12 protein-coding genes are annotated in these 14,359 nt (G+C 46.8%); 6 read left to right on the plus strand and 6 right to left on the minus strand.

The window, feature by feature from the left end; genetic code table 11:
* The first annotated feature begins 96 nt into the window (after positions 1-96).
* The 3 genes from spoT to recG all read left to right on the plus strand — a co-directional run bounded on the left by spoT (position 97) and on the right by recG (position 5,362).
* Positions 97-2,214: a bifunctional GTP diphosphokinase/guanosine-3',5'-bis pyrophosphate 3'-pyrophosphohydrolase gene (gene spoT / locus L4D74_RS21285; protein ID WP_265676610.1), complete on the plus strand. Its 2,118-nt coding sequence runs from the start codon at positions 97-99 to the stop codon at positions 2,212-2,214.
* Positions 2,215-2,279: 65 nt separating this feature from the next.
* The gene (trmH, locus tag L4D74_RS21290) at positions 2,280-2,966 is read left to right on the plus strand and encodes a tRNA (guanosine(18)-2'-O)-methyltransferase TrmH (protein ID WP_428754528.1); all 687 of its coding nucleotides are present in this window, start codon (positions 2,280-2,282) and stop codon (positions 2,964-2,966) included.
* Positions 2,967-3,283: 317 nt separating this feature from the next.
* Positions 3,284-5,362, plus strand: a complete 2,079-nt coding sequence (gene recG, locus L4D74_RS21295) for an ATP-dependent DNA helicase RecG (protein ID WP_428754529.1) — start codon at positions 3,284-3,286, stop codon at positions 5,360-5,362.
* A gap of 191 nt (positions 5,363-5,553) precedes the next feature.
* Here the strand turns inward: recG and envZ are convergent, their stop codons facing one another.
* Entirely contained in the window at positions 5,554-6,873 is a 1,320-nt protein-coding gene (gene envZ, locus L4D74_RS21300; protein ID WP_428754530.1) for a two-component system sensor histidine kinase EnvZ, read from the minus strand.
* Between the two features lie 91 nt (positions 6,874-6,964).
* Positions 6,965-7,684, minus strand: a complete 720-nt coding sequence (gene ompR, locus L4D74_RS21305; RefSeq protein ID WP_428754531.1) for an osmolarity response regulator transcription factor OmpR — start codon at positions 7,682-7,684, stop codon at positions 6,965-6,967.
* A 355-nt stretch (positions 7,685-8,039) separates the two neighbouring features.
* Here ompR and L4D74_RS21310 point away from each other — a divergent pair, with 355 nt between their 5' ends.
* Entirely contained in the window at positions 8,040-8,903 is an 864-nt protein-coding gene (locus L4D74_RS21310) for a helix-turn-helix domain-containing protein (protein ID WP_428754532.1), read from the plus strand.
* A 60-nt stretch (positions 8,904-8,963) separates the two neighbouring features.
* Positions 8,964-9,452 carry a transcription elongation factor GreB gene (greB, locus tag L4D74_RS21315; protein ID WP_428754533.1) on the plus strand — a complete coding sequence of 163 codons (489 nt, stop codon included), beginning with the start codon at positions 8,964-8,966 and terminating at the stop codon, positions 9,450-9,452.
* A gap of 192 nt (positions 9,453-9,644) precedes the next feature.
* Here the strand turns inward: greB and L4D74_RS21320 are convergent, their stop codons facing one another.
* On the minus strand, positions 9,645-10,232 hold the full coding sequence (locus L4D74_RS21320; protein WP_428754534.1) for a YjaG family protein: 588 nt from the start codon (positions 10,230-10,232) through the stop codon (positions 9,645-9,647).
* A 65-nt stretch (positions 10,233-10,297) separates the two neighbouring features.
* Between L4D74_RS21320 and L4D74_RS21325 the strand changes: the two genes are divergently transcribed.
* Positions 10,298-11,224 carry a D-2-hydroxyacid dehydrogenase gene (locus tag L4D74_RS21325; RefSeq protein WP_428754535.1) on the plus strand — a complete coding sequence of 309 codons (927 nt, stop codon included), beginning with the start codon at positions 10,298-10,300 and terminating at the stop codon, positions 11,222-11,224.
* Positions 11,225-11,346: 122 nt separating this feature from the next.
* On the opposite strand, the gene L4D74_RS21330 is transcribed toward L4D74_RS21325, so the two are convergent.
* The 3 genes from L4D74_RS21330 to nudC form a co-directional block, all read right to left on the minus strand.
* Positions 11,347-11,880 (minus strand): DUF4136 domain-containing protein, encoded by a 534-nt coding sequence (locus tag L4D74_RS21330; protein WP_428754536.1) that lies wholly within the window; start codon positions 11,878-11,880, stop codon positions 11,347-11,349.
* 172 nt (positions 11,881-12,052) lie between these two features.
* The gene (gene hemE, locus L4D74_RS21335) at positions 12,053-13,120 is read right to left on the minus strand and encodes a uroporphyrinogen decarboxylase (RefSeq protein WP_428754537.1); all 1,068 of its coding nucleotides are present in this window, start codon (positions 13,118-13,120) and stop codon (positions 12,053-12,055) included.
* 309 nt (positions 13,121-13,429) lie between these two features.
* The gene (nudC, locus tag L4D74_RS21340) at positions 13,430-14,227 is read right to left on the minus strand and encodes an NAD(+) diphosphatase (RefSeq protein ID WP_428754538.1); all 798 of its coding nucleotides are present in this window, start codon (positions 14,225-14,227) and stop codon (positions 13,430-13,432) included.
* Between the last annotated feature and the right edge of the window lie 132 nt (positions 14,228-14,359).

Consider the following 14,359-nt stretch of genomic DNA (forward strand, 5'->3'; position numbering starts at 1 on the left):
ATGGTTTAAAGCGTAAAGGGTTAGATCGTCACTCGTTGTTATCTGCCCTTTAAGCCATGACACTGTTCGAGTTCCATCGACTTTCGGGCCTACAATTTGTACCTATTCGATAGCCTTAAAGACGTTGCCCAAGAATACCTAACAGAGCCTCACCTTGAGGCTCTGCGTCAATCTTATGTGGTAGCAAGAGATGCCCATGAAGGGCAGACCCGCTCAAGCGGAGAACCATACATCATTCACCCCGTCGCGGTTGCTCGTATTCTCGCAGAAATGCGCTTGGATATTGAAACACTGCAAGCGGCGCTGCTGCATGATGTTATTGAAGACACTGAAGTCACCAAAGAAGAGCTAGAAGAACAATTCGGTACGACCGTTGCCGAGCTCGTCGATGGCGTTTCCAAACTCGACAAGCTTAAATTCCGAGATCGCAAAGAAGCCCAAGCCGAGAACTTTCGTAAGATGGTCCTTGCTATGGTGCAAGACATTCGCGTGATCTTGATAAAGCTTAGCGACCGCACGCATAACATGCGCACGCTTGGTGCCCTGCGCCCGGATAAAAAGCGTCGTATTGCCCGCGAAACCCTCGAAATTTATGCCCCACTCGCCCACCGTCTTGGTATCCATAACATTAAAACTGAGCTAGAAGAGCTCGGCTTTGAAGCCTTGTATCCCAACCGATACCGCGTTCTAAAAGAAGTGGTTAAGTCGGCGCGTGGTAACCGTAAGGAAATGATCCAGCGCATTCACAGTGAAATTGAAGGTCGCCTTGAAGAAGTCGGCTTGACGGTTCGCGTACTGGGTCGTGAAAAGAATCTGTTCTCCATCTACAACAAGATGAAAACCAAAGAACAGCGCTTTCACACCATTATGGACATCTACGCCTTCCGCGTGATTGTGGACACGGCGGATACTTGTTATCGCGTTCTCGGCCAGGTACACAGCTTGTATAAGCCGCGTCCAGCCCGCATGAAAGATTACATTGCGGTACCGAAAGCCAATGGCTATCAATCCCTGCATACCTCTATGGTTGGCCCTCATGGTGTTCCTGTTGAAGTACAAATTCGTACTGAAGACATGAACCAGATGGCAGACAAAGGTGTCGCGGCGCATTGGGCTTACAAAGGCAATGGGGATCGCTCAGGCACGACAGCGCAAGTGAAAGCACAGCGCTGGATGCAAAGCCTACTTGAGCTGCAACAAAGTGCGGGTAACTCCTTTGAATTTATTGAAAACGTAAAATCCGATCTGTTCCCAGATGAGATTTACGTCTTCACACCAAAAGGTCGCATTGTTGAGCTTCCGCTTGGGGCCACTGCGGTTGATTTTGCTTACGCGGTACATACTGATGTGGGTAACACCTGTGTTGGTGCTCGTGTTGATCGTCAGCCTTATCCATTGAGTAAAGCGCTGAAAAATGGCCAAACGGTGGAAATCATTAGTGCGCCGGGCGCGCGTCCGAATGCCGCTTGGTTGAACTATGTGGTGACGTCCCGAGCTCGTACTAAGATCCGTCAGGTTCTTAAAACTATGCGTCGCGAAGAATCCGTCGTTCTCGGTCGCCGTTTGCTCAATCATGCGTTAGGTCGCCACTCTGTCGATACCATCTATCCAGAGAATATCGACGAAGTGCTGAAAGATCTGCGCCTTGATAATATTGATGACTTACTCGCGGCCATTGGCTTGGGTGAACTCATGAGTATCGTCATTGCACGACGCCTATTAGGTGATACCGATGAATTAACACAGACCAGTTCTGTTCCGTCATCAGGTAAGCGACTGCCAATCCGTGGCGCCGAAGGCATTTTGCTGACATTTGCAAACTGCTGCCACCCGATTCCAGACGACAGCATTATTGCCCATGTCTCTCCGGGTCGTGGGTTAGTGGTGCACCGTGAAACCTGTCCTAACGTAAGGGGTCATCAAAAAGAGCCCGATAAGTATATGGCGGTTGAATGGAGTGACAGCTACGAGCAAGAATTTACTGCTGAGCTCAAAGTGGATTTACATAACCACCAAGGCGCACTGGCTGATTTGACTAACGTCATTGCAAAAACAGGTTCCAACATTCACGGCATCTCGACTGAGGAGCGTGATGGTCGCCTGTATACCGTCACAGTACTGCTCACGACGAAAGATCGTGTGCACTTGGCTGGTATCATGAAGCGTATTCGTGTCATGCCGCATGCGTTGCGAGTCAGACGACGTAAAAACTAGTTGTTAATGAGTAAACTTCAACGGGTTCGATAGTCATATCGAACCCGTTTTATTTGGACAGAATCATGAACCTTGAACGATACAACCGAATTCAAGACGTACTTCGCGCGCGCCAAACCGACCTAACCCTGTTACTTGAAGAAGTACACAAGCCTAACAATGTCTCCGCCGTCATTCGTACCGCGGATGCAGCAGGCGTTCACAAAGTGCATGCCGTTTGGCCAAACAAAAAAATGCGCACGCTAAGCCACACTTCAGCGGGCGCTCGTAACTGGGTTGAAGTCGAAACCCACCACTCGGTATCAGATGCGATTGGCGAACTCAAACAGCAAGGTATGCAAGTGTTGGCGACCAACCTTTCTGAAAACGCGGTTGATTTTCGCGAAATCGACTACACCAAACCGACGGCGATTATTTTAGGCGGTGAGAAAGAAGGCATATCCGGTCACGCGCTTAACGGCGCCGATCAAGACATCATCATCCCGATGGTTGGCATGGTGCAATCGCTCAATGTCTCGGTCGCCAGCGCCCTCATTTTATTTGAAGCGCAACGACAACGTCAGCTTGCAGGCATGTACCACCGAGATACGAGTGCACTTCCCCCTGAAACGATCCACCGTATTTTATTTGAGCGTGGTCACCCAGTTCTAGCCAAAGTCGCCAAGAAGAAACGTCTTCCCTATCCACCACTGGATGACCAAGGGCAGATAGTTGCTGATAAAGCATGGTGGGCGGAGATGCAGCAGAAATAGGACATGGTTCTATGGTTCTATGGTTCTATGGTTCTATGGTTCTATGGTTCTAGCCAACACTATCCAATGGCCTATAGCAACCTTCTACAACCACCTTCTCAGATGTAGCGACCTTAAACATCCAAGGAGGTGCACCCACGATGAAAACATTTCCATCCATAGGGCCCTTTCATCCACAGGCCCTTTTTACCCGCAGAACTATTTTATCCACAGGACCCTTTTGCCCGCAGAACCATAGAACCGCTCTTATTCCCTCCTGTACAAAAAGACAGTAAAATGCTTGAATATCGATATCTCATTTAGTAATGGTTCGTCATATGGCTCAGCTGTTGTCCGCAATTTCTCTCACTTCCCTCAACGGTGTCGGCGCAAAGGTCGCTGAAAAACTGGCGAAGGTCGGTCTGCATAATGTTCAGGACTTACTGTTCCATCTACCCCATCGCTATGAAGACCGCACGCGCATTTACCCAATTGTAAAATTGCACGCGGGATTGTGGGGGTCGGTTCAAGGTAAAATCATGAGCAGCGATGTCAGCTTTGGGCGAAAAAAAATGCTGACGGTCAAGGTCAGTGATGGCAATGGCACCATTACGTTACGTTTCTTTAATTTTACCGCTGCCATGAAGAACAACTTTGCGGATGGCAAAGTGATCGTTGCCTATGGTGAAGTAAAACGAGGGCATTTAGGGCTGGAAATCATCCACCCTGACTACAAGTTTCAAACTTCAGAGCGAAGTCCTGCTCTTGAGCAAACGCTAACACCGGTCTACCCGACAACAGATGGATTGCGCCAACTGACATTGCGCAGTCTAACCGACCAGGCACTCGAACTCATGGATAAAAGTGCCGTTGACGAACTGCTGCCCAGCGGATTGTACAACCAGCAAATCACCCTAACGCAAGCCCTGCACACCATCCATCGACCACCACCATCGATTAATATCGACGATTTTGATGAAGGCAAGCACCCCGCTCAGCAGCGACTGATCATTGAAGAGCTCATGGCACAAAACCTGTCTATGCTTGCGGTGCGCAGTCAAGGTCAACAAGACAAAGCGGTTGCCCTGCCAGAAATGGGGCGCTTTAAACAGCAACTTCTCGAGCAGTTGCCGTTTTCGCCAACCAATGCTCAACATCGTGTGGTTAATGAAATCGAGCAGGATCTGCTCAAAACCGCGCCAATGATGCGCTTAGTGCAAGGTGATGTTGGCTCAGGAAAAACCCTCGTTGCGGCGCTTGCGGCGTTACGTGCTATTGAGCATGGCTACCAGGTGGCGATGATGGCCCCTACTGAACTGCTCGCTGAGCAGCATGCTATTAACTTTGCTAACTGGTTTGAGTCGATGGGAATTGACGTTGGCTGGCTCTCTGGCAAGCAAAAAGGCAAAGCAAAAGAGGCCGAGTTAGCACGCATTGCCAGTGGTGAGGCGCAAATGGTGGTGGGGACTCACGCGCTATTTCAAGAATCGGTCGCGTTTAATAATCTCGCGTTGGTCATTATTGATGAGCAGCATCGTTTTGGGGTTCATCAGCGTTTGGAGCTACGAGAGAAAGGCGCGAAGCAAGGCTATTACCCTCATCAACTTATTATGACCGCGACCCCGATACCGCGAACGCTGGCGATGACGGCCTACGCTGACTTAGAAACCTCGGTCATTGATGAACTGCCGCCCGGACGTACACCAATACAAACCGTGGCGCTGCCGGACACCAAACGAGACGCGATTATCGAACGTGTGAAACACGCCTGCCTAACGGAAGGCAAGCAAGCCTACTGGGTCTGTACGCTTATTGACGAATCGGAAGTGCTGGAAGCACAAGCAGCCGCCGATACCGCTGAAGACCTGCAACGTCAACTGCCCGATGTTAAAGTCGGCTTGGTGCATGGCCGAATGAAGCCAGCAGAAAAACAGGCGGTCATGCAGCAGTTTAAAGCCAATGAGCTCCATCTTCTCGTCGCCACGACTGTGATTGAAGTTGGCGTTGATGTACCTAACTCCAGTTTAATGATCATTGAAAACCCAGAACGCCTAGGCTTAGCTCAGCTTCACCAGCTAAGAGGCCGTGTCGGGCGTGGAACGGTTGCGAGTCACTGTGTCCTGCTCTATCACTCGCCGTTGTCTAAAACGGCTCAGAAACGCTTAGGCGTGCTACGAGAAAGTAATGATGGGTTTGTGATTGCACAGCGCGATTTAGAGATCCGTGGCCCAGGAGAACTACTTGGCACCAAACAAACCGGGCTGGCAGATTTTAAAATAGCCGATTTAGTCCGAGATCAACGCTTGGTGCCTGAAGTGCAACGACTCGCACGGCATGTGCATGAGCAATACCCAGAACATGCGAAGAAGATTATTGACCGCTGGCTGGGCGATAAAGAGTTTTACGCTAAAGCGTAGGGTGACCATACTACGTAACCGATCATCATTGATAAGCCATACGCGTTGGGAGATCCTCACTTTCGTGAGGATGACACCTACTTTTTCTAAACACCATTCCGTGAGAGAAAATCGTCATCCCCTTGAATAAGGGGATCTTCTTCAGCCCTTCACGTACTTAAAGGGCGCACTCCAAACAACCGCAAGACACTCTACCTCAACCCATTCTTAGCGACAGGGAAACTGACTTGAGCCATGAGGCCACCCTGACTGCGGTTTGAAATACTCACCGTGCCGTAATGCTGACCGATAATACGCTTAACAATCGCTAAACCAAGTCCAGTTCCTTCACTTCCTCTTGCCGTATCACCACGAGTAAACGGTTCAAAAAGGCGACCAATTTGGTCAGGTTCAATACCAGGGCCATTATCTTCAATGCACACCCACGCCAATTTTTTATCCGCCGTCATGCCAGTACTCACCTTAACCCAACCATTCCCATAACGAATTGAGTTCACCACTAAATTGGTGATGGCGCGCTTAATGGCTATCGGGCTGCCATTAATGTCTTTAATCGCTTCCATTGGCTCAAAGTCGATCTGAATTTCGTAGCCGCCTTCTGAAGAGACAATATCCGATGAAATGTCATTTAAGCTAAGAGCTTCAAAGCTCTGCGTGTTCACCGGTTTGAGGTAATCCATAAACTGACCAATGATTTCATTACACTCTTCGGTATCGCTAATAATGCCTTCGGCTAAATAACTGTCTTCAGGCGACATCATTTCTGTGGCAAGACGAATACGCGTCAGTGGGGTACGGATGTCATGGCTAATACCCGCCATCAATAAGGTTCGATCTTCTTCCAGCTCCTGAATGCCTTTAGCCATTTGGTTAAAGGCTCTGGTCACCGAGCGAATTTCAGAGGCACCTTTTTCTGGCAGTGGTGGCGGGATCTCGCCTTTACCCACTAACTTTGCCGCATGCTCTAACGCCATTAATGGTCGATTTTGCAAACGAATAAATAACCAGCCTCCCATCACCACTAAGATAGCCATGATCAGACTATTTCTAAACAACGGTGCAAAGTCTTCTTCTTGTAATTCAGACAAGGGAATACGAATCAGGGAATTGGGCAGTGCATCGATTTGCATCCAAAGAATATAGCTTTCCGACCCGAGGATAAGCCGAACTTCTGTTGGTGAGTTTAATTCATCGCTCATTTCCTCACTCATCAAGTCGATAGACATCGCATGATGAAACTCATTTGCCATCGCGCTATCTTTCGCGTGAATGGTCACGCCCAGTTGCTCCAATACGCGACGCCTTAATGGCGCGTCCATTTCTAGTTTTTCATCCACCGCCTCTTGGTCTTCCAAAATGAAATTCAATTCATGGGCGAGGATTTTATTAAACTGCTGCAAACTTGGCACCAAGGCATAGTTGTATACGGCGTAATAGGAAAAAACTTGGCTCGCCACCAGCAGAGTAAAAAACAATAGAATGGATTGCGTGAATGAGCTGCGAAATCGCATAGAACTTCCTTTGGGGCATGAAAGTGAAAGGTTGAGGCGTATAATAAACAAAAGGCTCTGAATTCATCCAGAGCCTTCGCGTTATTTCTCGTTATGCTTCTTTACCATCGGGTACGAAGACATAACCCAATCCCCATACGGTTTGGATATAACGAGGTTTGCTTGGGTCCACTTCTAACATGCGACGCAAGCGGGAAATCTGTACATCAATGGATCGTTCCATCGCCGAGTATTCACGACCACGAGCCATGTTCATCAGTTTGTCACGCGACATTGGCTCACGAGCGTTAGTCACTAGCGCTTTAAGTACCGCAAATTCTCCAGAGGTTAAAGGCATGGCCTCATCACCACGGAACATTTCTCGCGTCCCTAAATTCAAACGAAACTCACCAAATTCTACCTGAGACTCTTCTTGGCTTGGTGCGCCGGGGGCTTCTATGGTTTGACGACGCAAGACCGCTTTGATTCGCGCTAACAATTCACGCGGATTAAACGGTTTTGGTAAATAGTCATCGGCTCCAACTTCTAGCCCAACGATACGATCAACTTCATCGCCCTTCGCTGTCAGCATCAAAATAGGCAACATATTGTTGGCGTTACGTAAACGACGACAAATCGACAAGCCATCTTCACCTGGTAGCATTAAATCCAATACCATTAGATGAAAGTTTTCACGGGTTAACAGGCGGTCCATCTGCTCACTGTTAGCAACACTGCGTACTTGGAATCCTTGCTCTGATAAGTAACGCTCTAACAACGCACGCAAACGCGCATCGTCATCAACAACTAAAATCTTGTGATTTTCTTGCATATTTGATTCCACCACTAAATAAAGCTATCACCATATCCATGCCTGCGAAATGCGGCATCAATATCAAAGGTAAATGTAACATTTCGTGGGCAAAATTTGCGCACAGAATTGTTAACGTTTATTAATTATGGCTCATGATTGCTATCCCAGTCACAAAGCCATGCATATTTGACTTGTTTTTTTTGTGTTACCGCATAAACGAACTCAGAAACCTGATTAACATCGTCGCTAATTCCGTTTCCTCACCTAACCCTTTGTAACATTTCGAAATGCGCATTTGTGAAGAGATAAATTTCTCCGCCACATTCTCGAAGTACACTAGAGGTAGGTCAGACTATCAATAAGGGAAAAGGATTTGAACCAGGATAACGATCATCGATTCAGCAAAATAAATTTTGCTCAAACACTAAAATATTGGCGCAATTTTCACGGTATGTCACAACTCGAACTCGTCGAAGCTTTGAGTTTGTCACATAGAGCGTTCCAAGGCATTAACCAGCCTATGCTAAGCAAGTGGGAACATGGTAATGGACAACCCTCCCTCATGCGCCGTATCGGAGTCGCGACTTATTTCTCTCAACCCTACCAATTTCAACCCGACGAGCAACGTATTATTCAAGGTGTCGACAAATACGATGACTTTTTTATTGGTCATGATCCTATTTATTCATACCACATAGATGCGTTCAAACACTACCGATGGGAAGAATTACCCAGCGATTATCGCGAGCAAATTACTCGCGCCCATGATACGTACCGACACCTAAGCCTATCCACCTTGATTGACTGCCTCGCCGTCAATGACATTCGTGTTGTCATGGTCATGCATAATCAAAGCATTATCGGTCACGCTATCTTTGGTACTACAGCTTTGGGTCAAGAGTGTTTATTAAACTACCTCGCCATTGATAAGCCTCGCTACCATGAAGTACACAACTACATCTGCCAACTCTACAAAGGGAAAACACTATTAGTTGCCACCTATTTGCCCCTGGCTAAGACTATGCTTTCCGATATTTATATCCCGGTAAAATATCACCATGGCGATATTACGGTATTTGAATGCAATGTGGATACTCTCAATAGTAACCCTTTCTTTGAGCAACTCTTTGCTGATGGCCGAACCGTTTCCTTACTGAGCCACCACCAAAAAGTACAGCGTGAAAAGCGCGTCGCTAGTGAGTTCAATACCGAGACAAGAACTTCCTGCCTAGCATAGATTGAGGTTTTTTCATTTCATGGCACACTAGCTACTCTGTTATTTTGACCATGACTTAAGATGAAAACCAAACTCATTACCCGCGAGGGTTACAATAAGCTAAAAGCGGAACACGACTACTTATGGCATGAGAGACGCCCTGAAGTAACCAAGATTGTGACGTGGGCAGCCAGCTTAGGTGATCGCTCTGAGAATGCAGATTACACGTTCAACAAGCGGCTGCTACGACAAATCGATCGTCGCGTTCGGTTTTTACGTAAATACTTACCCGACGTCACCATTGTCGACTATTCACCTCAACAAGAGGGCAAGGTGTTTTTTGGCGCTTGGATAGAAATAGAAAACGACGCAGGTGACACCAAGCTGTTTCGAATTGTTGGCCCTGAAGAAATCTACGGTGACGCAAAGGGGTATATTTCTATTGATTCACCGATGGCTCGAGCGCTACTCAAAAAAGAAGTGGATGATGAGTTTGCCGTAGAAACCCCAGAAGGGACAAAGGAATGGTTTATTAATGCCATCAGCTACACTCAACCTAATAGCAAGTAGCTAAATGATGATATAAGTCTGCGTTTAAATGCTAGATATTGAATACTAGCTTTCAGTACTGGCGAGCTTGAACGCTGTTGGTACTGAGCGGAGAGACCATATTAGCGAAGAAATAATAATAGTTAAGAGATAATATTAGAAAAAGAGGTCAATGCTGTAGAAGTGTTCCACAGCATTGTTCAGCACCGATTATTACAACGCTATGCCAATATTGCTCACGCCCTGCTCTTTGAGCTCAAGACGTAACTCTTTAATCAGCTCGACATCGCGTTCCGTACACTCACGCAGTGGGCGATAGATGGACCATTGTACGTCCCACTCTTCACACACCACTTCGTTGTCTTTTTGATTATCGTTGGTGATTTCAATCTCTTGCTGCATTTCTTCAAGCTGAGCAACGGTCATAACTGATTGCTGGCTGATTTTCAGCGATGATTCTAAGAGGTAATCTCTATCTAGTAAACCATGCAGTAATGTCGATAGGGCAACGCATGCGTCGATTGCCGGATACACGCCGTAAAAGTCAAAATCTTCCGAGCTAGGGATAATTTCTTCTAGCTTTTCTAGCTGTTTTTCAAAATTGATTTTGGCCGTCTTCACGGTCAGCAATTCCCATACGCTATCCAAGATATCTCGGTATATTCGCGCTTCGGCAAACTGTGTGTTTTCGCAAAACATCGCAAAGTTTGGATACATGCGCTCGCACAAACTGGTCATAAAAGTGATATGCTGCCAAGGCTCAAATTTTTCGATACGTACCTGAATAGGGTTCTTTAACATGGTCGCTCTGCTGTGGTAGATAAAGACAGCGAAAGTGTAACCCCACGGATGAGGAATAGCCAGTAATGACGATGCAAAAGCACACCTTAGCGCTTGTTACCGAAGACAATGACAAATACTTATCGTTGCTTAAACAGCGACAGTTGCCCGATTTGGAGATTTGCAGCGAAGGTCAATCTGCTTCCATTTTACTGGCCGCGCCACCCAAGCTGGCTGACAGTCTAGATTGCTACCCAGAAGTGCAGTGGATTCAATCCACTTACGCGGGGGTGGATGCCTTACTGGAAAAAGCGAACACACCGCGTTTTCAGCTCACTAATGTTAAGGGTATATTTGGTCAGCAAATCAGTGAATACGTGCTCGGTCATACTATTAATCACTATCGCCACTTTGCCTTGTATAAGCAGCAACAAACCAACAGAGACTGGCAACAGCATCACTATCAGTCCTTAAATGGTAAGCGTATGGCGATTTTTGGTACCGGGGCGATTGGCAGTCACCTTGCCAATGTGGTTAAGGCGTTAGGAATTATCCCAATTGGTATTAATCGCACGGGTATTCCGCCAAGGCAGTCTGCGTTTGCAGAAACGTATCACATCAATGAGGTAAATAGTCTGCTCGCCTCTGTGGACATCATCGTATCCACTTTGCCAAACACCCCTGAAACACATGGCTTATTCAATGGTGACCTTTTTGCTCATTGCCGTGGTGTTTTATTTTTCAATGTTGGTCGTGGCGCGACTGTCGATACCCCATCGCTGCTCAACGCGCTGGAAGCGGGCTATATTGACCACGCCTTTTTAGATGTCTTCATTAACGAGCCAATATCGCAAGAATGCCCATACTGGCACCACAGCCAAGTGACGGTTACGCCGCACATTGCCGCGCTGAGTTTTCCGGAACAAGTCGTCGATATCTTTGCAGAAAATTATTTACGCTGGCGAGATGGCTTCCAGCTGCAGAATTTAGTGGATTTTGATAAAGGGTATTAGTGGTTCTCGAAAAAACCAACATGATTACATGTCAAAAAAGATAACCCAAGGTTCAAAGAGCGGCTCTTAACCCGCTCTTCCCCAGGACCTAGGACCGCTCTTTCACCGCCCTTTAACCGCTCTTACCTCGGATACTCTTCAAACATCTTATACACTTGCTCTTGCACAAATGCATCTCTATCCTCAGGTTCCATGGTTTCGGTTAGCTGCCTTTGCGACACTGAACTCCATACCACTTCATTATTTTTAGCGTCAATCAGTTCCACATTCAACTTGCCAAATTTCTTCTCTTTAATTCGTTCTGGCGTTCGTACCCCTACCCCATAACCGCCGCCCCCATAGCTTCCTCCACCCACACCAAACCCGAAGGTGGGTCCGCTACTTTGCAGCTCGGTCCCTTCTAAAATACGGTAGCGCACTAGCACATCACTGTTACTTTCCACTTGTTGAAAGCCTTTGATTGCCAGTTCCTTATCCACCGCTTTTTTGATACGCGCAACATCAAGTCCCACGGCAACATCGGGATTTTCTTGATATTGATAGGTTTTGAACGAAGCAAAGTTGGCATTAGCATCGTAGTCGGTCGCTACGTCAGCCGCACAGCCAGACACCACCACTAGGACAATAGAGAAAAAGAGGGGAAGTTGTAGAGTCATACCGTCACCATAATTCGTAGTCACTTAAATAAGCGTAGCTAAGTTCACTTGAGGTTCCTGCCCTTTGACAATATTTCTCACTAATAAGATCCTTTAGTGATAAAAAAACGCCCAGAGAAAACTCTGAGCGTTTGCTAATGCGTCACCAACTAAACACTGGATCGATTGTCGGTTACTTATGGTAAGGCTTGGATAACTCGTGCACCGCATCTACAAAGACACCGGCATTTTCTGGCGGCACATCCAAGTGAATACCATGGCCAAGGTTGAAGACATGCCCTGTGCCATCGTTACCAAAGCCTTCAAGGATGGTCGCGACTTCTTCACGAATACGCTCTGGCTGTGCGTAAAGAATTGAAGGATCCATGTTTCCTTGCAGTGCGACTTTATCACCCACTCGTTTCTTAGCATCGGCGATATTGATCGTCCAGTCTAAGCCAAGTGCGTCACAACCTGTTGCGGCGATTTGCTCTAGCCACATTCCGCCATTTTTAGTGAACAATGTTACTGGAACACGACGACCTTCGTTTTCACGAATTAGACCATCAACAATCTTGTGCATGTACTGCAGTGAGAACAGGTTGTAATCTCGCGGTGTCAACACGCCACCCCAAGTATCAAATACCATGACAGATTGAGCGCCTGCTTTAATTTGTGCGTTCAAATACTCAATCACACTGTCAGCCAGCTTATCGAGTAGCAAGTGCAGCGTTTGCGGCTCTGCGTACATCATTTTTTTGATTTTAGTGAAGGCTTTTGAGCTGCCGCCTTCAACCATGTAAGTCGCTAGCGTCCATGGGCTACCAGAGAAGCCAATTAGAGGTACTTCGCCTTTTAAATCCTTACGGATCTGACGAACCGCATTCATGACGTATTGCAGTTCACCTTCAGGATCAGGTAGGCCGATTTTTTCAACATCAGCTTTACAAGTAATCGGACGTTCAAATTTAGGACCTTCACCAGTTTCGAAATAAAGACCAAGTCCCATCGCATCTGGAATCGTCAGAATGTCGGAAAATAGAATCGCCGCATCAAGAGGAAAACGACGAAGCGGTTGAAGAGTCACTTCAGAAGCCAACTCAGCATTTTTACACAGAGACATGAAATCACCGGCAACCGAGCGCGTCTCACGATACTCTGGGAGATAACGACCTGCTTGACGCATCATCCATACAGGAGTGTGGTCTACAGGCTCTTTTAATAGCGCTCTAAGATAGCGATCGTTCTTCAGTTCCGTCATTCATTTCTCTCCAATTCGAAAGGTCATAGTTTAACGCTATTCATTGACGGTTTGCAGCCATAGATAACATTTCTTTTACCAAAAATTTGAGTGTCGTCCGTTTGCGTGCGCCATCGCTCAAAAAGACAACACTTTGCAGGCGAGATCATATAATTAACAACTAAACACTCAGTGTGTTTGCAACCCGTTATCTGGGGTGTTAAAAATCAACCTGCTAGCGAAAATTACAATAATATACTGAGTGTTATACTCAGCATCTCATAACGACATCTTACTTACCCCCTCCGCTTGCGGAGGGTTTTTTTTTAGCTATTTTTTAGGCGCATTTTTCTCACAGCTCACCTGACTCACCGTTTCTTCAATGAGTGCCCTAGCAATGGTTCCTTTTGGGGCAACCAAGGGTAACTTGCTAGTATCAAACCACTGCGCATCTTTTAGCTCACGGTAATCCGGTTTCACTTCACCGCTTTTGTAGTCGGCTAAAAATGCCATCATCATGCTGCTCGGAAACGCCCAAGGCTGGCTCCCTACATAACGTATGTTATTCACGTTTATGCCCGTTTCTTCATAAACTTCACGAGCGACACAGGTTTCCAACGTTTCCCCGACTTCGAGAAAACCAGCGATAACGGTATACATACCGCCCGCATGCCGTTGGTGCTGCGCCAGTAAAATTTCGCTGCCTTTACGCACGGCAACGATGATACAAGGAAAAATACGTGGGTAATGTAACGTGCGACAATCTTGGCACTGCATTGCCAGCTGATTGTGATTTAAGTGCGCCCGTCCACCACACTGCGGACAAAAGCGCATTGTCTGAGTCATATGCCCATATTGAACCGCTTTCGATACCAGACAAAACAGTGCTTCTGGTAAATACAACAACTCACGTAAGGAAGTCAGTGTTCGTTGGTCATCAAGATCGGCATCATTCACCCACATCACTGGACTACCTTCGAATTCTCCGACTTTGATCGCCTCTGATGCAGCAAGAGAAAATGCTTCCGCTGGACCATAAGGAAGCACACCATCATGAAGCCAGAGCTCACTTCCGGATACAATACACCAATAGGCAGGATGAATAGCATCTTCACTTTTTTTTAACATCTTGAATCCTCAGCGCTTGCAGTTCATCCATTTTACTGGCAATCTAATTTCATACCAGCTGGAAAATTAGAAATTCTAAATCTGGTACCAAGGGAATCAATTTCTCACTAACCATGTGTTATTTCAACACTT

This window comes from Vibrio cionasavignyae (assembly GCF_050337155.1).
Lineage (GTDB): Bacteria > Pseudomonadota > Gammaproteobacteria > Enterobacterales > Vibrionaceae > Vibrio > Vibrio nomapromontoriensis.

What these genes read in the sequence shown, in the direction of transcription:
- envZ (WP_428754530.1), bottom strand. Translation starts at nt 6,873, where the DNA reads ATGCGATTTCGCAGCTCATTCACGCAATCCATTCTATTGTTTTTTACT.
- L4D74_RS21325 (WP_428754535.1), top strand. Translation starts at nt 10,298, where the DNA reads ATGACGATGCAAAAGCACACCTTAGCGCTTGTTACCGAAGACAATGAC.
- trmH (WP_428754528.1), top strand. Translation starts at nt 2,280, where the DNA reads ATGAACCTTGAACGATACAACCGAATTCAAGACGTACTTCGCGCGCGC.
- greB (WP_428754533.1), top strand. Translation starts at nt 8,964, where the DNA reads ATGAAAACCAAACTCATTACCCGCGAGGGTTACAATAAGCTAAAAGCG.
- L4D74_RS21320 (WP_428754534.1), bottom strand. Translation starts at nt 10,232, where the DNA reads ATGTTAAAGAACCCTATTCAGGTACGTATCGAAAAATTTGAGCCTTGG.
- nudC (WP_428754538.1), bottom strand. Translation starts at nt 14,227, where the DNA reads ATGTTAAAAAAAAGTGAAGATGCTATTCATCCTGCCTATTGGTGTATT.
- hemE (WP_428754537.1), bottom strand. Translation starts at nt 13,120, where the DNA reads ATGACGGAACTGAAGAACGATCGCTATCTTAGAGCGCTATTAAAAGAG.
- recG (WP_428754529.1), top strand. Translation starts at nt 3,284, where the DNA reads ATGGCTCAGCTGTTGTCCGCAATTTCTCTCACTTCCCTCAACGGTGTC.
- L4D74_RS21330 (WP_428754536.1), bottom strand. Translation starts at nt 11,880, where the DNA reads ATGACTCTACAACTTCCCCTCTTTTTCTCTATTGTCCTAGTGGTGGTG.
- ompR (WP_428754531.1), bottom strand. Translation starts at nt 7,684, where the DNA reads ATGCAAGAAAATCACAAGATTTTAGTTGTTGATGACGATGCGCGTTTG.